Origin of the sequence: Pseudorhodobacter wandonensis, from assembly GCF_001202035.1 — a bacterium.
Classification (GTDB): Bacteria; Pseudomonadota; Alphaproteobacteria; order Rhodobacterales; family Rhodobacteraceae; genus Pseudorhodobacter; species Pseudorhodobacter wandonensis.
Genome location: NZ_LGHT01000026.1, coordinates 199,709 through 219,806, shown reverse-complemented (window position 1 = coordinate 219,806; position 20,098 = coordinate 199,709). Strand labels below are relative to the sequence as shown.

At 59.4% G+C, this 20,098-nt stretch carries 21 protein-coding genes; 15 read left to right on the top strand and 6 right to left on the bottom strand.

Features of this window, described 5'->3' with window-relative positions:
* Positions 1 to 5: 5 nt before the first annotated feature.
* The 3 genes from AKU79_RS07600 to AKU79_RS07590 all read left to right on the top strand — a co-directional run bounded on the left by AKU79_RS07600 (position 6) and on the right by AKU79_RS07590 (position 3,511).
* Positions 6 to 818 (top strand): TIGR00282 family metallophosphoesterase, encoded by an 813-nt coding sequence (locus AKU79_RS07600; protein WP_050522977.1) that lies wholly within the window; start codon positions 6 to 8, stop codon positions 816 to 818.
* Between the two features lie 84 nt (positions 819 to 902).
* Positions 903 to 2,681, top strand: a complete 1,779-nt coding sequence (locus AKU79_RS07595) for an SLC13 family permease (RefSeq protein ID WP_050522976.1) — start codon at positions 903 to 905, stop codon at positions 2,679 to 2,681.
* An 83-nt stretch (positions 2,682 to 2,764) separates the two neighbouring features.
* Positions 2,765 to 3,511, top strand: a complete 747-nt coding sequence (locus AKU79_RS07590; protein ID WP_050522975.1) for a YebC/PmpR family DNA-binding transcriptional regulator — start codon at positions 2,765 to 2,767, stop codon at positions 3,509 to 3,511.
* A 99-nt stretch (positions 3,512 to 3,610) separates the two neighbouring features.
* On the opposite strand, the gene AKU79_RS07585 is transcribed toward AKU79_RS07590, so the two are convergent.
* Together AKU79_RS07585 and AKU79_RS07580 are read right to left on the bottom strand one after the other, a co-directional pair.
* Positions 3,611 to 4,747 carry an MFS transporter gene (locus AKU79_RS07585; RefSeq protein WP_050522974.1) on the bottom strand — a complete coding sequence of 379 codons (1,137 nt, stop codon included), beginning with the start codon at positions 4,745 to 4,747 and terminating at the stop codon, positions 3,611 to 3,613.
* A 104-nt stretch (positions 4,748 to 4,851) separates the two neighbouring features.
* On the bottom strand, positions 4,852 to 5,721 hold the full coding sequence (locus tag AKU79_RS07580; RefSeq protein ID WP_050522973.1) for a LysR family transcriptional regulator ArgP: 870 nt from the start codon (positions 5,719 to 5,721) through the stop codon (positions 4,852 to 4,854).
* A gap of 90 nt (positions 5,722 to 5,811) precedes the next feature.
* Between AKU79_RS07580 and AKU79_RS07575 the strand changes: the two genes are divergently transcribed.
* The 3 genes from AKU79_RS07575 to AKU79_RS07565 are packed head-to-tail and all read left to right on the top strand — an operon-like array spanning position 5,812 to position 7,741.
* Positions 5,812 to 6,204, top strand: coding sequence for an ACT domain-containing protein (locus tag AKU79_RS07575; protein WP_050523090.1), 393 nt, complete (start codon positions 5,812 to 5,814; stop codon positions 6,202 to 6,204).
* Positions 6,197 to 6,799 (top strand): LysE/ArgO family amino acid transporter, encoded by a 603-nt coding sequence (locus AKU79_RS07570; protein ID WP_050522972.1) that lies wholly within the window; start codon positions 6,197 to 6,199, stop codon positions 6,797 to 6,799. Before AKU79_RS07575 ends, AKU79_RS07570 begins: the two co-directional genes overlap by 8 nt.
* 42 nt (positions 6,800 to 6,841) lie before the next feature.
* Positions 6,842 to 7,741 (top strand): DMT family transporter, encoded by a 900-nt coding sequence (locus AKU79_RS07565; RefSeq protein ID WP_231580118.1) that lies wholly within the window; start codon positions 6,842 to 6,844, stop codon positions 7,739 to 7,741.
* A 3-nt stretch (positions 7,742 to 7,744) separates the two neighbouring features.
* On the opposite strand, the gene AKU79_RS07560 is transcribed toward AKU79_RS07565, so the two are convergent.
* Together AKU79_RS07560 and AKU79_RS07555 are read right to left on the bottom strand one after the other, a co-directional pair.
* Positions 7,745 to 8,527 carry a 3-deoxy-manno-octulosonate cytidylyltransferase gene (locus AKU79_RS07560; protein ID WP_050522971.1) on the bottom strand — a complete coding sequence of 261 codons (783 nt, stop codon included), beginning with the start codon at positions 8,525 to 8,527 and terminating at the stop codon, positions 7,745 to 7,747.
* A 10-nt stretch (positions 8,528 to 8,537) separates the two neighbouring features.
* On the bottom strand, positions 8,538 to 9,500 hold the full coding sequence (locus AKU79_RS07555) for a KpsF/GutQ family sugar-phosphate isomerase (protein WP_050523088.1): 963 nt from the start codon (positions 9,498 to 9,500) through the stop codon (positions 8,538 to 8,540).
* 206 nt (positions 9,501 to 9,706) lie between these two features.
* On the opposite strand from AKU79_RS07555, the gene galE reads away from it, so the two are divergent.
* The 5 genes from galE to AKU79_RS07525 all read left to right on the top strand — a co-directional run bounded on the left by galE (position 9,707) and on the right by AKU79_RS07525 (position 14,497).
* Entirely contained in the window at positions 9,707 to 10,693 is a 987-nt protein-coding gene (gene galE, locus AKU79_RS07550) for a UDP-glucose 4-epimerase GalE (protein ID WP_050522970.1), read from the top strand.
* Positions 10,683 to 11,711, top strand: coding sequence for an NAD-dependent epimerase/dehydratase family protein (locus tag AKU79_RS07545; RefSeq protein ID WP_231580117.1), 1,029 nt, complete (start codon positions 10,683 to 10,685; stop codon positions 11,709 to 11,711). Before galE ends, AKU79_RS07545 begins: the two co-directional genes overlap by 11 nt.
* 313 nt (positions 11,712 to 12,024) lie before the next feature.
* On the top strand, positions 12,025 to 13,122 hold the full coding sequence (locus AKU79_RS07540) for a polysaccharide biosynthesis/export family protein (RefSeq protein WP_050523086.1): 1,098 nt from the start codon (positions 12,025 to 12,027) through the stop codon (positions 13,120 to 13,122).
* Between the two features lie 249 nt (positions 13,123 to 13,371).
* The gene (locus AKU79_RS07535) at positions 13,372 to 13,758 is read left to right on the top strand and encodes an acyl-CoA thioesterase (protein WP_050522969.1); all 387 of its coding nucleotides are present in this window, start codon (positions 13,372 to 13,374) and stop codon (positions 13,756 to 13,758) included.
* Positions 13,759 to 13,975: 217 nt separating this feature from the next.
* Positions 13,976 to 14,497, top strand: coding sequence for an REP-associated tyrosine transposase (locus AKU79_RS07525; protein ID WP_050522967.1), 522 nt, complete (start codon positions 13,976 to 13,978; stop codon positions 14,495 to 14,497).
* A gap of 70 nt (positions 14,498 to 14,567) precedes the next feature.
* Here the strand turns inward: AKU79_RS07525 and ettA are convergent, their stop codons facing one another.
* Positions 14,568 to 16,223: an energy-dependent translational throttle protein EttA gene (gene ettA / locus AKU79_RS07520; RefSeq protein ID WP_050522966.1), complete on the bottom strand. Its 1,656-nt coding sequence runs from the start codon at positions 16,221 to 16,223 to the stop codon at positions 14,568 to 14,570.
* 167 nt (positions 16,224 to 16,390) lie between these two features.
* On the opposite strand from ettA, the gene AKU79_RS07515 reads away from it, so the two are divergent.
* The 4 genes from AKU79_RS07515 (at position 16,391) to dacB (ending at position 19,628) form a co-directional block, all read left to right on the top strand.
* Positions 16,391 to 16,747: a hypothetical protein gene (locus tag AKU79_RS07515; RefSeq protein ID WP_156209554.1), complete on the top strand. Its 357-nt coding sequence runs from the start codon at positions 16,391 to 16,393 to the stop codon at positions 16,745 to 16,747.
* Between the two features lie 78 nt (positions 16,748 to 16,825).
* A complete protein-coding gene (locus AKU79_RS07510; protein WP_231580116.1) occupies positions 16,826 to 17,350 on the top strand; it encodes a YcnI family copper-binding membrane protein in 525 nt (174 codons plus the stop codon).
* A gap of 141 nt (positions 17,351 to 17,491) precedes the next feature.
* Positions 17,492 to 18,091 (top strand): nicotinate-nucleotide adenylyltransferase, encoded by a 600-nt coding sequence (locus tag AKU79_RS07505; RefSeq protein ID WP_269430758.1) that lies wholly within the window; start codon positions 17,492 to 17,494, stop codon positions 18,089 to 18,091.
* An 82-nt stretch (positions 18,092 to 18,173) separates the two neighbouring features.
* On the top strand, positions 18,174 to 19,628 hold the full coding sequence (dacB, locus tag AKU79_RS07500) for a D-alanyl-D-alanine carboxypeptidase/D-alanyl-D-alanine endopeptidase (RefSeq protein WP_050522963.1): 1,455 nt from the start codon (positions 18,174 to 18,176) through the stop codon (positions 19,626 to 19,628).
* Between the two features lie 43 nt (positions 19,629 to 19,671).
* On the opposite strand, the gene AKU79_RS07495 is transcribed toward dacB, so the two are convergent.
* A complete protein-coding gene (locus AKU79_RS07495) occupies positions 19,672 to 20,094 on the bottom strand; it encodes a tellurite resistance TerB family protein (RefSeq protein ID WP_050523084.1) in 423 nt (140 codons plus the stop codon).
* Between the last annotated feature and the right edge of the window lie 4 nt (positions 20,095 to 20,098).

Here is a 20,098-nt window from a genome sequence, read left to right as displayed (position 1 = left end):
ACCCTATGAAAATACTTTTTCTTGGCGATGTTATGGGGCGTTCAGGCCGGGCCGCGATTACCGAGCGGTTGCCGAAGCTGCGTGACGAATGGAAGCTCGATTTCGTCGTGGTAAACGGCGAAAACGCCAGTGGCGGTATGGGGCTGACCGGAGCCCATGCCAAGGGCATTCTGGATGCTGGCGCCGATTGTGTGACGCTGGGCGACCATGCGTTCGATCAAAAAGACATGCTGCAATATATTGAATCCGAGCCGCGGATTATCCGCCCCTTGAACTATGCCAAAGGCGCGCCGGGCAAGGGCGCACGGGTGTTTGAGGCGCGGGGCGGTCGTAAGGTTTTGGTTGTGCAGGCACTGGGCCAAGTGTTTATGAAACGCCCCTTTGATGACCCGTTCTCGGCGGTGGAGGCGGTGCTAAAGGCACATCCTTTGGGCGGCATGGTCAGTGCGGCTATTGTCGATATGCATTGCGAGGCCACGTCCGAAAAAATGGCGATGGGCCATTGGTGCGACGGCCGCGCCAGCCTTTGTGTCGGTACCCATACCCATGTGCCAACCGGTGACGCGCAAATCTTGCAGCAAGGCTGCGCCTATCTGACCGACGCCGGCATGTGCGGCGATTATGACAGCGTGATCGGCATGGAAAAGCTGGAGCCAATGCGCCGGTTTATCACCGGTATGCCCAAGGCGCGGTTTGAACCGGCAAGCGGCGATGCCACTTTGTCGGGTATTTATGTGGAAACCGATGATAAAACAGGCAAGGCGACACGCGCAGCAATGATCCGCATCGGCGGACGTTTGCAAGAAGCGCGACCATAGGCGCCTGCGGGGTAATAGGGCTGTTTACGCCGCCTTACCCTAGGTTAGAGTTAGCTGGAAATCTCAAAAGGTGAATACGCGATCATGTTTGGCTTGGACCTTTCTGAAACGATGCAAGCTTGGTTGGCGATAGCCATTCTGTTTGGCATGTTGGTGCTGTTTGTCCGCGAGACCTTTCCGGTTGAGGTGACGGCGCTGGCGGGCGCGGCTACGATGTTGGTCTTGGGTATTTTGCCGCAAGACGATGCATTGGCCGTGCTGTCGAACCATGCGCCTTGGACGATTGCTGCGATGTTTGTGCTTGTGGGGGCTTTGGTGCGCACGGGCGGGCTTGATTGGGTGACGCAACTGGCTGTGCGCAATGTCGAGACGCGCCCGGCGGTGACCTTGGCCGCGCTGACCATGGCGATTGTCGCGATGTCGGCGTTTTTGAACAATACGCCGATTGTGGTTGTGATGATCCCTGTCTTTATGCAGCTGGCCAAGCAGCTAAAGATGTCTGCCAGCAAGGTGATGATTCCGCTGTCTTATCTGGCGATTTTTGGCGGTACGATCACGCTGATCGGCACCTCGACCAACCTGTTGGTGGATGGTGTTGCTCGGCAGATGGGCATGGCGCCGTTTGGCATTTTTGATGTGACGCCTTTGGGGATTGTGATGGCGTCGGTCGGGGTTTTGTATCTGTTTTTGTTTGCCCGCAAGCTGCTGCCAACGCGCGAAAGCATGGGGATGCTGTTGGGCGACCGGTCCAAGATGAAGTTTTTTACCGAGGTCGCCTTGCCCGAGGGGTCGGGGTTGATCGGGCAAAAGGTGATGGATGTTGATCTGTTCAAACGCGACTCTATGCGGGTGGTGGATGTGCTGCGGGGCGATGCCAGTTTGCGCCGTGCGCTTGCCGGCGTAGAGCTGGAGGCGGGCGACCGTGTGGTGTTGCGCACACCGATGTCCGAGGTGCTGGCCCTGCAAAGCAGCAAGGATTTGCGGCAGGTTGACAAGCTGTCTTCGGTGCAGACCGAAACGGTTGAGGTGCTGATAACGCCGGGGTGCCAGATGGTTGGGCGCTCGCTCGGGTCATTGCGGTTGCGGCGGCGCTATGGGGTTTATACGCTGGCGGTGCATCGCAGAAACCAGAATATCGGGCGGCAGCTGGATGATCTGGTGGTGCAGGTTGGCGATACCTTGCTGTTGGAAGGGTCCTCGGCCGATATTTCGCGCCTTGCCCAGGATATGGAGTTGGTTGACATCGCACAGCCATCGGTTCGGGCCTATCGCAGGAAACACGCGCCGATTGTGATTGCGGTTTTGATGGCTGTGGTGGGGCTTTCGGCCTTTGACGTGGCGCCGATTGTGATTTTGTCGCTGATCGGGGTAGCGATTGTCTTGGTGACGCGGTGCATTGATGCGGATGAGGCGTTCGGCTTTATCGAAGGACGATTGCTCGCGCTGATCTTTGCGATGCTGGCGGTGGGTCTGGGGTTGGACCATTCGGGGGCGGTCAAGCTGATGGTGGGGGCGGTATCGCCATTCATGCTGGATTTGCCACCTTATATGCTGGTGTTTGCGGTCTATGGCTTGTCTTCGGTGCTGACCGAGATGGTATCAAACAACGCGGTGGCGGTGATTTTGACACCGATCGCAATCGGGCTTGCGGCGTCGCTGGGTGTGGACCCGCGGCCATTGGTGGTGGCGGTGATGTTTGGGGCCTCGGCCAGTTTTGCAACGCCCATCGGGTATCAGACCAACACGTTGGTCTATGGGCCGGGCGGGTATAAGTTTACCGATTTCCTGCGTATTGGTGTTCCGCTGAACCTGCTGATGATGGTGGTGATGAGCGCGACGATCCCGTTGTTCTTTCCGTTCTGATGTAGGGCGGGGTTGCGGATTGGCCCTGCGTTTGTGTATAGGGCGGTAACAGCGAATTAATTTACAAAGCGGAGATCGGGCTAATGGCAGGCCATTCAAAATGGGCGAATATCCAGCACCGTAAGGGCAAGCAGGATAAAATTCGGTCAAAGATGTTTTCCAAGCTGTCCAAGGAAATTACCGTGGCAGCGAAAATGGGTGACGCCGACCCCGACAAAAACCCCCGCTTGCGGCTTGCGGTAAAGGCGGCGAAATCGCTGTCGATGCCAAAGGATGTGATCGACCGCGCGATTAAAAAATCGCAGGCCGGCGATGCGGCGGATTATACCGAAATCCGCTATGAAGGGTATGGCGCCAACGGGATTGCGATTATCGTTGAGGCGATGACCGACAACCTGAACCGTACCGCCAGCAACGTGCGCAGCTATTTCACCAAAAGCGGTGGCAACTTGGGGCAAAGCGGCTCGGTCAGCCACGGGTTTGACCGTGTAGGCGAGATTTCGTATCCGGTTGAGGTTGGCGATGCCGACACGGTGATGATGGCCGCGCTTGATGCGGGCGCGGATGATGTGGTGTCGGATGACGACGGCCATTGGATTTACTGCGCGATGGAGTCGCTGAACGATGTGTCGGATGCGTTGGAAAAAGCATTGGGCGAGTCGACGGAATCCAAGCTGATCTGGAAGCCGCAGGTTCTGACCGAAGTGGATCTGGAAACCGCGCAAAAGCTGATGAAGCTGATCGATTTGCTGGAAGAAGATGATGATGTGCAGGATGTGACGCACAATTTTGACATCCCCGAGGATGTTGCGGCGCAGCTGGACGCGTGATTTTGCTTTAAGGTTAAAGAAAGGCCCCCGGTTTTCCAGCCGGGGGCTTTTGCGTTTGCGGGCGGGATTTGGATATTTGTACCGGAAAGAAAGCGGGGGTCAGGTCTGTGGTTTGCGCAGGTGGGGCGCAAAGGCAATGATCATCAGCGCGAGACCCGCGAGGATGAGCAGCGCCAGCCGCAGTGACGTGAGTTGCGCGACGAAGCCGATGACTGGCGGCCCGAGAAGCAGCCCGCCATAGCCCAAGGTGGCGACCGAAGCGATGGCACGGCCGGGGCTGGTGTTCGGGTCTGCCGCGGCGCGGGAAAAGGCGAGCGGAAAGAGAACTGCATACCCAAGCCCCATCAGGCCAAAGCCGAGTAAGGCCAGCGTCAGGCTTTGCGCGCTTGCGGCCATAAGAACGCCGACAAAGGCGAGAGCGCCCGAGATGCGGGCGATGCGCACAGGGCCAATGCGGCGGATCAGGTAATCGGCGGCAAGGCGCATGCCAAAGATGGCGATGGAAAAGGCCGAGTAGCCCAAGGTGGCTTGGGCCTCGGATGTGCCGATGGTGCGGTTCAGAAAGACGGCGCCCCAATCGGCAACCGCGCCTTCGCCCATTGCCGAGGCAAAGGCGATGAGGCCGACAAGAACCAGCGCGCCCTTTGGAAAGGCAAAGAGGCTGGATTTTTGTGCCGCGCTGCGCGGGGACTGCCACGGGGAGGCGGCGAGCGCCAAGGTGGCGATGCCGAAGGTCAGGCTTGCGGTAATAAAATGCGCGGGCACGCCTGTGCCGGTTTTGATGGCGACGTAGCCCAAGGCGGCGGCGGCCCCTGCGCCAAGGCTGAACATTGCGTGGAACGAGGCCATGATGGGTTTGCCCGCGGCCTTTTCGACTTCGGCGGCCCAAGTGTTCATTGCGACATCCATCGCGCCATGCGCCATGCCGAACAGGAACAGCGCCGCAGCCAGCAGTGGCAGTGAGGGCGCGATGCCGAGGGCGATCAGGGCGGCGCAATAGGCCACAGCAATGGCGCGGGTAACCGGGGCCGCGCCATAGCTATCGACCATGCGCCCGGCCAAAGGAAATGACACAATTGCCCCCGCAGCGAGGCACAAAAGCAAAAGCCCCAAGAGGTTGGGCGTCAGGTTGTGGCTGTCGGCAATGGCGGGGATGCGCGAGGCCCAAAAGCCCAAAAGGGCGCCGTTGAGGATGAACATGGCGATCACGGCTAGTCTGGGCGTGCGGAGCTGCATTTTGGTCCTTTTGAATTTGACTGTTTTGAACTGCCTTGTTTGCGCCGCCCTGTACAGTCACAGTTTGTGACGCATTGAAACGCTATGGCGGGCGAGGGGCGCGGCTAAAGCAGGAATTTATCACCGGCTTTTTTGACGGAATGGGTGAGCGGTGCAATAGCCGCCGCCGTTAGACGCGCAAACTGCCAGTAAAGAGGTACATCAAGCGGTGTGTTCGGGGCAATTTCAACCAATCGGCCAGCCGCGAGATGGTTAGCGATCAGCAACTCGGGGTTCATGCCCCAGCCAAGGCCCAGCAAGGCGGCATCGACAAACCCTTGCGAAGACGCGATGCGATGCGTGGGAAAGGCAAGGCCGTGGCCGATTTGCGTCGCAATCCAATCGCGTTGCAGGCGGTCCTTGTCGGAAAATGTCAGCGCGGGGGCGCGGGTAAGGGCTGTGCGGGATATGCCCTCGGGCAGCCAGCGGGCGACAAATTCGGGCGAGGCCGTGGCGCGGTAGCGCAGCGCCCCCAAGGGCAGGGTATCGCAGCCTTGCAGCGGGCCGGGGTGGCTGGTGATCGCCGCCGAAACCTCACCCCGCCGCAGCCAATCTTGGCTGTGGTCTTGGTCATCAATCACCAGATCGAACAGCATGTTTTGGGTGGCTGCCAAGGCGGTTAAAACCCATGTGGCAAGGCTGTCGGCGTTTACCGCGATGCGAATGGTCATCGGCGCGGGCCCTTGCGGCAGATCGGGGCCGAGGCTGGCCTCGAGCAGCATCACCTCTTCAAAGTGCCGGATCAGGCGTAGGCCGGGCGGGGTGGCTGTGCAAGGTTGCCCCCGGCGGATAAGAAGGCTGCCCATCCGTTCCTCAAGCGCCTTTAGGCGTTGGGAAATTGCCGAAGGGGTGACGGAAAGCGAGGCCGCCGCCAGATCGAACGAGCCGCGGCGATGAATGGCCGCAAGCGCGGCGAGTTGGCTGTAGTCGAACATTAGCAATGCTTACTTTACATCAAAAAGATTAATTTGATTGGAATGGCTTGGGCCGCTTATGTCAATGCGAAAGCAAAGGGGGCATATGTCATGGCAGTCACGGATTTAAGGGAATTGTTGCGCAGCATGGCGCCAGAGCTGCATGACGCGCCTTATGGGTTCGGGTTGATCCAACCAAAGGCGGGGGCTTGGGTGCCCGATGCCTTTGCAATGATGGTTGAGGACGAAGGCGTGACGGTGGTGGCCACCGAGGCCGTCTTGCAGGCGCAAGGGATTGCGCATCAGGCGGGGTGGGCGCGGATCAGCCTGAAGGTGCATTCGGATTTGCAGGCTGTGGGGTTGACTGCGGCGGTCGCAACCGCGCTGACGGCGCAAGGGATCAGCGCCAATGTGATTGCGGGCTATCACCACGACCATTTCTTTGTGCAATGGGCGCGGCGGTTTGATGCGATGCAGGTTCTGGCAGGGTTGGCAGATGTTTGAGGCATTGATTGCAGGTTATCTGGTCGCGATCAGTTTGATTGCGGCGATCGGGGCGCAGAATGCGTTTGTGCTGCGCCAAGGGATCCGGCGCGAGCATGTGGGCTGGGTGGTTCTGGTTTGTGCCACATCGGATGCGGTGCTGATTGCGGCGGGTGTGGCGGGGTTTGGTGCGGCATCGCACAGCGTGCCGTGGCTGGGTGATGCGATGCGTGTGGTGGGGGTGGCATTTCTGCTGGTCTATGGCGCGTTGCGGTTTCGGGCGGCGTGGCTGGGGGGCGAGGCGCTGGTTGCGGCGGCCACAAGCCCTGTGGCGTTGCGGCGGGTGATTATGACCGTGCTGCTGCTGACATGGGCGAACCCGCATGTCTATTTGGATACTGTGGTGCTGATTGGCGCGATTTCGGCGCAATATGCCCCGCATGGGTTGGCATTCGGAATTGGGGCTTCGGCGGCTTCGGCCAGTTTTTTCATGGCTTTGGGCTATGGTGCGCGGCTATTGGCACCGGTGATGGCGCGGCCGCGTTCTTGGGTGGTGCTAGAGGTGATTGTCGGCATAACCATGTGGACGATCGCGGCGGCACTGGCCTTTGGGTAAAGCGGTCTTGTGCTTGGCCTGCAGTTACGGCCAAGTGGCGGGATGAGCGAATCTTCTAAACCTGTTGTCGGAATTGCGTGGATGCTGGCCTCGGGGCTGTCATTCGTCGTGGTGACAGGCGTTGTGCGTTACTTGGGGACAGACCTGCCTGCGGTGCAATCAGCGTTCTTGCGGTTTGCATGGGGGGTGGTGTTTTTGCTGCCGGCGCTGATGAGTTTGGCGCGAACGGGGATTCCGGCGGGATTGGCGCGGGCGATTGTGCTGCGCGGTGCGGTGCATACGGCGGCGGTGACGCTGTGGTTTTTCGCGATGGCGCGGATCACCGTGGCCGAGGTGACGGCGATTGGCTATCTGAACCCCGTTTGTGTAACGCTGGGCGCGGCGCTGTTGTTTGGTGAAAAGCTGGCAGTTCGGCGGCTGATTGCGATTGGCGTGGCGCTGATCGGTGCGCTGATTGTGCTGCGCCCCGGTGTGCGGGTGATCGAGCCGGGGCATTGGGCGCAACTGGGGGCGGCGGTTTGTTTTGCCGGTTCCTATCTGTTTGCCAAAAGCCTGAGTGGCAAGATGCCTGCAGGGGCGATTGTCGGCATTATGTCGGTGACAGTCACGCTGGGTCTGTTGCCCTTTGCGATTTGGGTTTGGGTGCCGGTTAGTATGGTGCAACTGGCGTGGCTGGCCGTAGTGGCGCTGGCCGCGACATCGGGGCATTACTGCATGACGCGGGCCTTTGCTGTGGCGCCGATTTCGGTAACGCAGCCGGTGACGTTCCTGCAACTGGTTTGGGCCAGCATGCTGGGCTATTTCGCCTTTGGCGAGCAGGTAGATCCGTTTGTGCTGCTGGGCGGCGGTGTGATTATCGGCGCGGTCAGCTATATCACCTGGCGCGAGGCGCAGCTAAAGCGCCGCGCGGTAACGCCGGGCGTGGGGGCGGGCAAGCTTTAGGCTTTACCCCTTGGCCAGCACGCTTTCGATGCGTTCCACATCGACAGGGTTGTTCAACTCCCAAAACACGCGGCCTTTGCCGTCAACCTCGACACAGGCCATTTCCATGCCGTTTTCAAGGAAGCGCAGCTGTTCCAGCCCTTCCATCCGCTCCAAAGTGCCCGTTTTCCAGCCTTGATAGGCGGCAAGCGCGGCGGGGCGGTAGGCATAGATGCCGACATGGTGAAACACCGGAATTGGGTCGTGATTGCCTTCGGGGGTGTAGGGGATCACCTCTTTGGAAAAATAGAGTGCGCGCATGTTTACATCAAACACCGCTGTCGTGCCGCCAACGCGCCCGTGGCGGCGGTCTTCGCGGAAATGGCTGACGGTTTCGGCGTCACAGCGGATAACCGGCGTGGCACATTGCGCGGGGCTGGTTTTCATCGCCTCGGCCAGTGCCTCGACAAACCACGGCGGGGTTAGCGGCGCATCGCCTTGCAGGTTGATGACCAGATCGGCGGTAATACCGGCGTTTGCCACCGCCTCGGCGCAACGCATGGTGCCGTTTTCGGCATCGGATGAGGTCATGATAACCTGCGCCCCGAAACCGCGGGCGGCATCGGCAATGCGGGTATCATCGGTGGCAACATACACCTCGGCAATGCCACGGGCGGCCATCGCTGCCTCCCAGCTGCGCTGGATCAGGGGTTTCGATACGCCATCAGGGCCGCGCAGGCCAACCAAAGGCTTGCCGGGATAACGGGTCGAGGCATAGCGGGCGGGGATGATAATGACGGTTTTCATGGAGTGGCCTTTATTGAACGCCTGCGCGCAGGCAATCGTGGATGTGCAAAATGCCCAGCGGTTGCGCATCGGCATCGGTGACAAACAGCATGGTGATTTTGTTCTGGTTCATCAGGGCAACTGCCTCTACCGCCATCATTTCGGGCGGGGCGGTCAGCGGCGTGCGGGTTGCCACGTCAATGGCGGTTTTATCCATCAACCCGCCCATGTTGCGGCGCAAGTCGCCATCGGTGATCACACCGACAAGGCAGCCGTTTTCAACCACGCCTGCGGTGCCAAAGCCCTTTTGTGTCATGACCAACAAGGTGTCGGCCATCGGGTAATCGGTTGGGACCAAAGGCAAATCATCCGCGCCACGCATCAACTGCCCCACACGTGCCAAACGTGCGCCAAGGCGGCCACCGGGGTGGAATGTGCGGAAATGCTCAGGCTCGAACCCGCGCCGCTCCATCAAGGCCACAGCCAGCGCATCGCCCAAAGCCAGTGCCATCGTGGTCGATGTGGTCGGCGCAAGGCCCAAAGGGCAGGCCTCGGGGGCGGGGGGTAAGGTCAGGTTCAGATCGGCGGCCAGCGCCAAGGTGCTGCCCGCACGCGATGAAATCGCGATCAGCGGGATGGTAAAGCGGCGGGTGTGGGCGATCAGGTCGCCCAGCTCGGTCGTCTCGCCCGAATTGGACAGGGCAATGACGACATCCGAAGGGGAAATTGTACCGAGATCGCCATGCGAGGCCTCGGCCGCATGGACGAAATAGGCAGGCGTTCCGGTAGACGAAAATGTCGCGGCAATTTTGCGGGCGATATGGCCGGATTTGCCGATGCCCGACAGGATGACCCGACCCTGGCAAGCCATCAGCTGTTCGACCACCGCCGCGAAATCGTCAGGCAGCGCCTCGGCCAAAGCCAGCAAGGCTTCGCCCTCAATCTTCAAGACATGGGCGGCAGCGGTTAACGAAGATTTCTGGGTTGTGGTCATAAGGTCCTCGGCAGGCAGGTCGCGCAAATTCTGTCGCGTGCCATGCTCTTAGCGTGAAACGCTGTGTCGTGAAAGGTGCAAGCATGTTTGGGGACAAGCGGGAAAACCGGGCGGACTTGACTTTAGGGTGGGGAACAGTCGATTCTGACAGCCAAACATGCCGAGGTATGGCAGACTTGGGCATGTACGTAATAGTGGCGGTGTGAATGCAAAAACATGTGTTGGTGACAGGCGGGGCGGGTTATATCGGGTCGCATGCCTGTAAAGCGTTAAAGGCAGCAGGTTATGTGCCGGTTACCTACGACAGTTTGGAAACCGGTTGGGAAGAAGCGGTCAAATTCGGCCCCTTTGAACGTGGTGATCTGCTGGACCGTGCACGACTGGATGAGGTGTTTGCCAAGTGGAAGCCCGTCGCCGTGATGCATTTTGCCGCCCTTAGCCAAGTGGGCGAGGCCGTTGCCCAACCGGGCCGCTATTGGCGGGTGAATGTAGAGGGATCGCTGAACCTGATTGAGGCGGCTATCGCGGCGGGATGCCTTGATTTTGTGTTTTCATCAACTTGCGCGACCTATGGCGATCAGGATGGCGTGGTTCTGGATGAAAACACCAAGCAGGCCCCAAGCAACCCCTACGGCTCTTCCAAACGCGCGATTGAGGAAATGTTGCGCGATTTTGGCACCACATACGGGTTGCGCCATGTGATCTATCGTTATTTCAACGTGGCGGGCGCCGACCCCGAGGGCGAGGTGGGCGAATTTCACCAGCCCGAAACACACCTTATCCCGCTGATGCTGGATGTCGTCAGCGGTAAACGCCCGGCGCTGACGTTGTTCGGCACTGATTACCCGACGCCAGATGGCACCTGTGTTCGTGACTATGTGCATGTAACCGATCTGGTCGATGCCCATGTGCTTGGTCTGCGCTGGTTAGAGGACGGCAAGGCCAACCGCGTGTTTTGCCTTGGCAGCGGCACAGGCTTTTCCGTGCGCCAGGTGGTGGATGAGGCGCGGGTAGTGACCAACCAAGAGGTGCCGATGACCATCGGCCCGCGCCGCCCCGGCGATGCGGCATGTCTGGTCTCGGGTTCCGACCGCGCGAAACAAGAGCTGGGCTGGACGCCCACACGATCCACAATGCAGCAAATGATAACAGATGCGTGGCGCTGGCACGAAACAGGCCATTATGACAAATGATAGGCGTGCCATGCGGGTTTTGATTACAGGTACGGCGGGCTTCATCGGCTTTCACCTCGCACAACTTTTGCTGCGCGAAGGTATGGTCGTGCATGGCTATGACGGCATGACCGACTATAGCGACCTGCGCCTGAAACAGCGCCGCAATCAGGTTCTGCTGCAAAACCCCGGCTTTACCGCGACCGAAGGCATGCTTGAGGATCAAGCCCTGTTTGACCAAGTGGCAGACGCGTTTATGCCCGATATGATCGTGCATTTGGCCGGGCAGGCGGGCGTGCGCTATAGTATCGAAAACCCGCGCACCTATCTTGATAGCAATGTGATCGGGTCGTTCAATGTGATGGAGGCCGCGCGGCGGCTAAAGGTGCAGCACCTGCTGATGGCATCAACCTCATCCGTATATGGCGCGAACGAAAAGGTGCCCTACGCTGAAACCGATAAGGTCGAAACGCAGATGTCCTTTTACGCGGCGACCAAAAAAGCCAATGAAAACATGTCACACGCCTATGCCCATATTCACGGCTTGCCTGTGACCATGTTCCGGTTTTTCACCGTCTATGGCCCGTGGGGCCGCCCGGATATGGCGCTCTATAAATTCGTCGATGCCACACTCGAAGGGCGTCCGATCGACGTCTACAATCATGGCGAGATGTACCGCGACTTTACCTATGTCGAAGATATCGTGCGCGGTATCCGCCTGCTGATGGATGTAATTCCGCAGCATCCTGCAGATGGCACAGTGCTCGAAGGTGACAGCCTGTCGCCGGTTGCCCCGTGGCGCGTGGTGAATATCGGCAACTCTACCAGCGTAAAACTGACCGACTTTATCGACGCAATCGAAAACGCCTTGGGGATGAAAACCACCCGCAATCTGATGCCGATGCAGGCCGGCGATGTGCCCCGCACTTGGGCCGATGCAAGCCTTTTGCAGCGCCTTACCGGCTACCGCCCCGAAACAGATATGCGCCTTGGCGTGCAGAAATTTGTAGATTGGTACCGCGATTACGCCGGAAAATAACCCCACTCATCTATCTCAAAATATCCTCAGGGGGTGAGCCCGGAACGGGCAAGGGGGCGCGAGCGCCCCCTTGGGTTTTCGTCGAAAAGTTCGGCTACCCCAAAGGCTGACAATCAAGGATGCTTCATTTTTCAGGGCGTATATGGCGGTAAATTGGGCCGTCGCGTTCCATATAAAGTTCCCGAAGGACACAGGTGGCGAATTTTTTGGGCGCAACACCACCTAGGGGTGTGGCGCTTGGGTGCGACACCGACTAGTTTCCCCTCCAGCACGCGTTGCGGTTGATCTTGGAAAGTTGGGGGCTGTCTTGCGCTTGAAAATACTTTGCGCTTTGGCGATTGCGGGTGTCGTTCTTTCCGGATGCAGCCTTCCTCGGGGTGCTGCCCTGACGTCCGAGGTACTGCGCGAGCAAAACGCGAAAGAGCCGACATATTCTGTCGTAGCGGTCAGCCGCAGTAACGTAATGCAAGTGGCCGGCTGGCCCGGCACCGGCTGGAGCGGCGGATACAACTGGATCAGCGCCAAAGACGGGCCAAGCGGTGTCGCAATTCGTCCGGGCGATTTCATCAAGTTGGTGATCTGGGACAGCCAGGACAACTCGTTGCTGACCGCAGCGACCCAGAAACAAGTCACCTTTTCCCCGATGGAGGTATCGCCGCAGGGTACCATTTTCGTGCCCTATCTTGGCGAGATCGTCGTAAACGGCCTGACGCCAAGTGCCGCCCGCGAAACGGTGCAAAAGGCGATGGCGCCGATTGCCGCCACCGCGCAGGTTCAACTGAGTGTCGAGCCGGGCGCGCGCAATTCGGTTGATCTCGTCAGCGGCGCGGGCAAGCCCGGCACCTATCCGATGCCAAGTCGGAACTACACAATCCTTACCCTTTTGGCCGAAGGTGGCGGCATTGACCCAACGCTGAAAAACCCGTTGGTCCGGTTGATCCGCGACACTAAAACCTATGAAATCCGCGCGGATCGTCTGTTCGCCGAGGCGAACAAGAACACGACCCTGCGCGGCGGCGACAAGGTTATCCTGCGCGAGGATGACCGCTATTTCACTTCGCTGGGCGCGACAGGCAGCGAAAACCTGATTTATTTTGAGCGCGAGTCGATTTCGGCGCTGGAAGCGATGTCTTTGGTCGGTGGCCTGAATGACGCGCGTGCGAATCCCAAAGGTGTTTTGATCTTGCGCGAATATCCGCAAAAGGCAGTGCGTGCTGATGGGGTCAAAGGCCCTGCCATGCGCCGGGTCATTTTCACGTTTGATCTGACCACAGCCGACGGCCTGTTTGCCGCGCGGAATTTCAAGGTCAACCCAATGGATACCGTTCTGGCCACTGAATCGCCTTTGGCGGCAGCGAATACGGTTTTTGGGCTGGCGCGCTCGGTTGTGGGGTTGAACAAGTCTCTCTGATAGAACAGCTTGGCAGAACAGGGAAACTGGTTCTTGCAAGATTTGGGTGGCTTGAATGTTCGGGGTCTGGGCCAGATAGTCGGTCATGCGCATGATGTGACAGGGCCGGGTTGACACCGGGCTGTGAACCCCGCCTCGCGGTACGGAACGGTAATTTGGCCGCGTGGCGACTGAGGGTTTGGCGGCAGGGCAGGTTTGTCCCGTCACTCGGGGGATGATTTTCACCTACGTAAACAAAAGGGGAAATACATGGAAAAGCCCACCGAAACCGGCCCCGAGGGCGAGCTGACCCTGCGGACATTGGCCATGCCGCGCGATGTGAACACCAATGGCGATATTTTCGGTGGCTGGGTGCTAAGCCAGATGGACATCGCGGCAGGCATCATCGCAGGCGAGCGCGCTGGCGGGCGGGTGACCACGGTTGCACTGGACGCGATGAAGTTTATTCGCCCCGTGCGGGTGGGCGATGTGCTGTGCATCTATGGCCGTGTGGTGCGGGTTGGCCGCAGTTCGATGGGCATCGAGATCGAGGCCTGGGTGCGCCGCGGCCGCATCGGCGCACGCGAAAAGGTAACCGAGGCAGTGTTTACCTTTGTCGCGATTGACGATGAAGGGCGGCCACGGGCGGTAGAATAGCTGCGGTGGCGCTGTTTGTGTGGCGGCCTAGAAAAAGCCGAACATGTAAAGCAGAATGATCACGACAACGGGAACCCCCATAAACCAAGCGACAATACCTTTCATGACGTTCTCCATTCTCTTTTTGCCAATCTGCAAAGGGAACGCCTGACGCGCAGTTTGGTTCCAACATGCCCCGTAAACCGCGCGTTAACCCAAACCTGACCATGCTGTCGGCATGCCCAATTACATTCGCCCCCAGATAACAGGACCGCAGATCTTTTTCACAGTTGCGCTGGCGCAGCGGGGATCGGATTTGCTTGTCACCAAGATTGACGACCTGCGCCTTGCGGTGCGCGTGACGCTGAACAACCGGCCGTTTCGCATTGATGCGATGGTCGTGTTGCCCGATCACCTGCATGCTGTTTGGACCTTGCCACCGCATGACCGCGATTTCATGACGCGTTGGGGCAGTATCAAGGCACTGTTTTCAATGGGCCAAGGCGCGGGTGCTCAGCGGTCCAGCCATATACGGCGCCGCGAAAAGGCAATCTGGCAGCGCCGCTATTGGGAACATCACATCAGGGATGAGGGAGATTTTAACGCACATTTGCGCTATTGCTGGGGTAATCCGGTTAAACATGGTTTGGTGAAGCGGCCCGTCGAGTGGCCATTCTCTTCTCTCCACCGCGATATACGCAGGGGGCTTGTCGGGCCCGAGTGGCAAGGCACAAGTCCCGACGGCAAATTCGGCGAGTAGGGTGCGCTTTAGCGCACCGCTAGGTTGATGGGGGCAAGGTAAGGTGCGCTGAAGCGCACCCTACGCATAATTACCGCGCAAACCGTTTGTACTTCGCCCGTTTTGGCTCCAACGCATCCGGCCCCAAGCGGCGGACTTTATCCTGCTCATAGGCCTCAAAATTGCCTTCGAACCATTCCACATGGGCATCGCCTTCAAAGGCAAGGATGTGGGTACACAGGCGGTCAAGGAAGAAGCGGTCGTGCGAGATGATGATCGCGCAGCCGGCGAAATCTTCAATCGCCTGTTCCAGCGCCTGCAGGGTTTCCACGTCCAGATCGTTGGTAGGTTCGTCGAGGAGCAGCACGTTCCCGCCCGAGCGCAGCAGTTTCGCCATGTGCACGCGGTTCCGCTCACCACCCGATAGCAGGCCGACCTTTTTCTGCTGGTCGGTGCCTTTAAAGTTGAACGAACCGGCGTAAACGCGGCTGTTCACTTCCATATCGCCAAGGTGAATAACCTCGGCCCCGCCCGAGATTTCTTCCCAAGCGGTGGCGTTCGGGTCCAGCGCGTCGCGCGACTGGTCAACATAGGCCAGCTGCACGGTATCGCCCAAGGTGATCGTGCCTTCGTCCGGCTGTTCCTGACCTGTGATCATGCGGAACAGCGTCGATTTACCGGCACCGTTCGGGCCAATCACGCCCACAATCGCCCCCGGCGGCACGGTAAAGGTCAGATCCTCGATCAACTGCTTGTCGCCCATGTGCTTTTTCAGGCCGACAACCTCGATAACCTTATTCCCCAGACGCTCGCCGTTCGGGATAACGATCTGCGCGGTGGTCGCGCGTTCCATAACCGTTTGGCCGGCCATTTCATTATAGCGCGCAATACGGGCCTTACCCTTGGATTGGCGGGCCTTGGCACCGGAACGGATCCACTCCAGTTCCTTTTCCAGCGCCTTTTGCTTGGTTTTGTCCTCGCGGGCCTCTTGCTGCATGCGCTTGGCTTTTTGGTCCAGCCATGCGGAATAGTTGCCCTCATACGGGATGCCGCGACCGCGATCGAGTTCCAGAATCCAGCTGGTAATATCGTCAAGGAAGTAGCGGTCGTGCGTGACGATCAAGATCGTGCCTTTGTAATTGATCAGGTGCTTTTGCAGCCAGGCAATCGATTCGGCGTCAAGGTGGTTGGTCGGCTCGTCCAGCAGCAGCATGTCAGGCTCTTCAAGCAGCAGCTTGCACAGCGCGATGCGGCGGCGTTCACCGCCCGACAGATCCTCAACATTCGCGTCATCGGGCGGGCAGCGCAGCGCGTCCATTGCCACGCCCACGGATGCCTCCAGCTCCCACAGGTTGCCCGCGTCGATCTGGTCTTGCAGCGCGGCCATCTCATCGGCGGTTTCGTCTGAGTAATTCATGGCGAGTTCGTTGTAACGCTCTAGAATTGCGGTCTTACTTGCCACGCCCAGCATCACGTTTTCTTTGGCGGTCAGCTTGGGGTCAAGGTAAGGTTCCTGCGCCAGATAGCCCACGCGCGCGCCTTTGGCGGCCCAAGCCTCGCCTTTGAAATCCTTGTCCATGCCGGCCATGATTTTCAGCAGGGTCGATTTACCCGCGCCGTTCACGCCGACCACACCGATTTTCACACCGGGAAGGAAGTTCAGTTGAATATTCTCAAAGCACTTTTTGCCACCCGGATAGGTCTTTGACACGCCGTCCATGTGGTAGATGTATTGATAGCTGGCCATCGGATGTTCCCCGCAAAATCTTAGAATTCGGGCTGTAGATAGAGGCTTTGCGCGCTGGGGGCAATGTGCTGCGCGAAATCGCGCTGTGAAAGGCGTTTTGCGGCTTGCCATGGCGCCATTTGGCTGGCACGACATGCCACGAATTTCTTTTGGTTTTTCCGCGACCTATGCGTCACCCACCTAACTCTTTTCTGGCATTGATGCGGCTTTGGGCGGTTGCCCTTGGCCTGTTTGTGCTGGTTGGTGGGGCAAACCCCGCGCCGCCTGCGCCCTTTGCGGGCGAGGGGGCGTATCAGCTGCTACTGGCCCAAGGCGCTATTTGCGGCGGGGGCAGCGGCGATGTGGCAGGTTGTGACCACCAGTGCTGTTTCACCGCTGTGGCCAAGGCGCTGCCGGTTTACGGGCTGGCGCTGCCGGTGTCGCAGCCGCAAAGCCTTGGGCCGTTTGCCGCAATTCACCATCATTTCGCGTCTGTTTTCGGCCAATGGCCACCGGCACGCGGGCCGCCTGTTTTCACTGTCTGACTGTTTCACCAATATAATCTGACAGGTCAGGCTTGGCGCTGCATGCGCAGGCTGGCCATTGAAAACGAGAGACATAAGATGAAAAACGTAATGATGATTGCAGCTTTGGTTGCTGGTTTTGGCGCGACTTCGGCCTTGGCACATGCCACGCTAGAGGTGGCCGAGGCCCCCGCCGGATCGTACTACAAGGCGGTCATCCGCATTGGCCACGGTTGCGAAGGCGAGGCGACGCAAAAGCTGCGGGTTGAGGTGCCAGAGGGCATGGTTTTCGCCAAGCCGATGCCCAAGGCGGGTTGGGAACTAGAGGTGACCGAGGGCGACTATGCCGCGCCGGTTGACAACCATGGCACGGCCGTCACCAAAGGCGTGAAGCAGATCGTTTGGACAGGTTCGCTGCCAGATGCCTATTACGATGAATTTGTGTTCCGCGCCAAGGTTGACGACGCTGTGGCCGTGGACAGCAAGCTGTACGTAAAGGTCGTGCAAGAATGCGCCAGTGGCATGGCCCATTGGGATGAAATCCCGGCCGAGGGGCAAGCCACCAGCGATTTGAAAGCGCCAGCGCCGTTTGTGACCGTAACCCATGGTGAGCATCACCACTAAGTTGGAAAGGGTAAACAATCTGGCGGGCCAACGGTGAAACGTTGGCCCGTTTTTTGCAGCTATATGCCTTGCGGCGGGGATGGTATTCGCCTGCGGCCTTGTGCAAATGTAGGGGCTGGGCAGTAAAAGGTTTGGGCGGCAGTGCAAGGATTTCCAATCGCGACCAAAGGCATGGTGATCGGCCTTTTGGGCGGGTCGTTTGATCCAGCCCATTCAGGCCATGCGCATTTGACGCGTGAGGCGCTAAAGCGCTTTGGTTTGGACCGCGTGTGGTGGCTGGTGTCGCCCGGCAATCCGCTAAAGGCGCGCCAACCTGCGCCGATGGCCGACCGCTTGGCGCAGGCGCAGCTGGTGATGGATGATCCACGCGTCATTGTTACCGATATCGAGGCGCGGCTGGGCACGCGCTATACCGCCGAGACGTTAGAGGCGCTGATTGCGCGCTATCCGAGGGTGCGGTTTGTCTGGCTGATGGGTGCCGATAACCTGCTGCAATTTGATCGGTGGGACCGCTGGCAAGACATCATGCATATGGTGCCCGTGGGGGTGTTGGCGCGCCCCGGCAGCCGTATTCAGGCGCGGCTTTCCAAAACGGCCGAGGTGTTTTGGCGCGCGCGTCTGCCCGATGCAGCAGCGCAATCTTTGGCCCATGGCCCGCGGCCGCGCTGGTGCTTTTTGAACATGCCTTTGCACAAGGCCTCATCCAGCGCGATACGCGCACGCGGGGAATGGGCGGGGTAAGCTGCTAAAACGCGGGCAGAGCCGCTGGACGTTTGCGTCTGGCTTGGGGTAAGTTTGCAGCGGGTGTTGGGAAGGATGCGGGATGTATTCAAGACGTTGGATTTTAACGGCACTATTGGCCAGCGCGGCGGTTCCAAGCTGCGCCGAGGCACCGGCACGCTCGCCGCGCCCTGCATCCAAGCCCGGCTCGGCGATTGCACGGTCGGGTGGCAGCGATGCCATCGTGGCAGCGGCGGGTTTGGGCGGCACGGTCGGCTTTGTCGTGATGGACAGCCGCAGCGGCAAGATTATCGAAGGGATGAACGAAACGGTGGCACAGCCGCCGGCCTCGGTCGCCAAAGCGGTCACCAGCTTTTACGCACTGGACCGGCTTGGCCCCGGCTATCGCTATGCCACGCGGGTGGTGGTGACAGGCCCGGTGCAGAACGGGCGGCTGCAAGGCGATCTGGTTTTGGTGGGCAGTGGCGACCCCAGCCTTGATACCGACCGCTTGGGCGATTTGGCGCAGGCATTGGCCGCCAAAGGGATCAAGGAAATCAGCGGGCGCTACCTCGCCTATGCCGGCGGCATTCCGCATATTGACGAAATCGACCACGAACAGCCTGATTTTGTTGGCTATAATCCGGCGGTGTCGGGGTTGAACCTGAATTATAACCGGGTGAATTTTGAGTGGCGGCGTGGCACCAAAGGCTATGACATCTCTATGGATGCGCGCGGCAAACGCTTTATGCCAGTGGTCAGCATGGCAAGCGTCAGCGCCGTCGCGCGTGAGGCGCCGTTGTTCGCCTATAAGGGCGGCAAAGACCGCGATACCTGGACCGTGGCGCAAGCGGCGCTGGGCAAGGCAGGCAGCCGCTGGTTACCGGTGCGCCACCCCGAGATCTACACCGCCGAGGTGTTTGCCACATTGATGCGCGCGCATGGGCTGCGCCTGCCGCAAGCCGTGCTGATCGGTGCTTTGCCCGCAGGCGCAATTGTGGCCGAGACCCGCAGCGATCCGCTGACCGAGGTGATGCGCGACATGCTGAAATACTCGACCAACATGACAGCCGAAGCGCTGGGTCTGACGGCATCGGGTGCCGACGGGTTAAAGGCGTCGGCGGCGCAAATGCAGGCCTGGGCTGCGGCCAAGCACGGCATCAGCAGCCGCTTTGTTGACCATTCCGGTCTGGGGGGTGATTCTCGGATCTCGGCGGCTGATATGGCCAAGGCGTTTCTTGCAGCACGGCAAGGAATGTTGCCAACCCTGCTGAAACAGCAAGGCGTGCGCGGTGCGGATGGCAAGGAAATCAAAAACCATCCCACGCGGGTCGTGGCCAAAACCGGCACGCTGAACTTTGTGTCGGGATTGGCGGGCTATGTGCAACCAACCTCGGGCAAAGAACTGACCTTTGCGATCTTTAGCGCCGATACGTCGCGGCGCGATGCGCTGTCTATGTCCGAACGTGAACGCCCACCGGGTGGCCCGCAATGGACGCGGCGCGCCCGTGATATGCAGGCCAAACTGATCAGCCATTGGGCGGCGCAATACACCTAAGACGGTTCGCGCGGCGCATCCTGACCGCGCAAACCACTATGGCTCAGGCCGTCATATGCCGCGCGCGTGCCCCACGCTCGATCGCGGCTGCGTGCAGGCGGTCTATTGCCAGCTCATCCCGGATTTCCTGCAAGAATTGCAGCTCTTGTTCATAAAGCGTGCCATCCGCTGCCGCGACATCGCAGGCCAACGCATAGGCTGTTTCAAACAGCTTTTCCGGCAGCGCGTCCTGAACCAGCCCGAAAAACGCATCCAGCCCGTCTTCTTCCTCGAATAGGTCGAACACCACGCTCGACACTTGTGCAAAGCGGTCGGGGTCATAACCCGCAAACACCGGCAGGTGGTTGACGATACGCTGGATCGCCACAAGCTCGGACGTGCGCAGATTTTCGTCAGAGGCGGAAACCGCAACCATAATCGCCAAAAGCGCGTCTTGGGCAGTCATCGAGGCAAGCCTATCGGGCATCGTT

Bases quoted from the DNA above. Each gene is read 5' to 3' on its own strand.
- AKU79_RS07535 (WP_050522969.1), top strand. From the start codon at position 13,372: ATGGAAAAGCCCACCGAAACCGGCCCCGAGGGCGAGCTGACCCTGCGG.
- AKU79_RS07510 (WP_231580116.1), top strand. From the start codon at position 16,826: ATGAAAAACGTAATGATGATTGCAGCTTTGGTTGCTGGTTTTGGCGCG.
- AKU79_RS07570 (WP_050522972.1), top strand. From the start codon at position 6,197: ATGTTTGAGGCATTGATTGCAGGTTATCTGGTCGCGATCAGTTTGATT.
- AKU79_RS07585 (WP_050522974.1), bottom strand. From the start codon at position 4,747: ATGCAGCTCCGCACGCCCAGACTAGCCGTGATCGCCATGTTCATCCTC.
- AKU79_RS07590 (WP_050522975.1), top strand. From the start codon at position 2,765: ATGGCAGGCCATTCAAAATGGGCGAATATCCAGCACCGTAAGGGCAAG.
- AKU79_RS07575 (WP_050523090.1), top strand. From the start codon at position 5,812: ATGGCAGTCACGGATTTAAGGGAATTGTTGCGCAGCATGGCGCCAGAG.
- AKU79_RS07600 (WP_050522977.1), top strand. From the start codon at position 6: ATGAAAATACTTTTTCTTGGCGATGTTATGGGGCGTTCAGGCCGGGCC.
- galE (WP_050522970.1), top strand. From the start codon at position 9,707: ATGCAAAAACATGTGTTGGTGACAGGCGGGGCGGGTTATATCGGGTCG.
- AKU79_RS07495 (WP_050523084.1), bottom strand. From the start codon at position 20,094: ATGCCCGATAGGCTTGCCTCGATGACTGCCCAAGACGCGCTTTTGGCG.
- AKU79_RS07595 (WP_050522976.1), top strand. From the start codon at position 903: ATGTTTGGCTTGGACCTTTCTGAAACGATGCAAGCTTGGTTGGCGATA.
- AKU79_RS07515 (WP_156209554.1), top strand. From the start codon at position 16,391: ATGCGTCACCCACCTAACTCTTTTCTGGCATTGATGCGGCTTTGGGCG.
- dacB (WP_050522963.1), top strand. From the start codon at position 18,174: ATGTATTCAAGACGTTGGATTTTAACGGCACTATTGGCCAGCGCGGCG.
- AKU79_RS07525 (WP_050522967.1), top strand. From the start codon at position 13,976: ATGCCCAATTACATTCGCCCCCAGATAACAGGACCGCAGATCTTTTTC.
- AKU79_RS07580 (WP_050522973.1), bottom strand. From the start codon at position 5,721: ATGTTCGACTACAGCCAACTCGCCGCGCTTGCGGCCATTCATCGCCGC.
- ettA (WP_050522966.1), bottom strand. From the start codon at position 16,223: ATGGCCAGCTATCAATACATCTACCACATGGACGGCGTGTCAAAGACC.
- AKU79_RS07560 (WP_050522971.1), bottom strand. From the start codon at position 8,527: ATGAAAACCGTCATTATCATCCCCGCCCGCTATGCCTCGACCCGTTAT.
- AKU79_RS07565 (WP_231580118.1), top strand. From the start codon at position 6,842: ATGAGCGAATCTTCTAAACCTGTTGTCGGAATTGCGTGGATGCTGGCC.
- AKU79_RS07555 (WP_050523088.1), bottom strand. From the start codon at position 9,500: ATGACCACAACCCAGAAATCTTCGTTAACCGCTGCCGCCCATGTCTTG.
- AKU79_RS07545 (WP_231580117.1), top strand. From the start codon at position 10,683: ATGACAAATGATAGGCGTGCCATGCGGGTTTTGATTACAGGTACGGCG.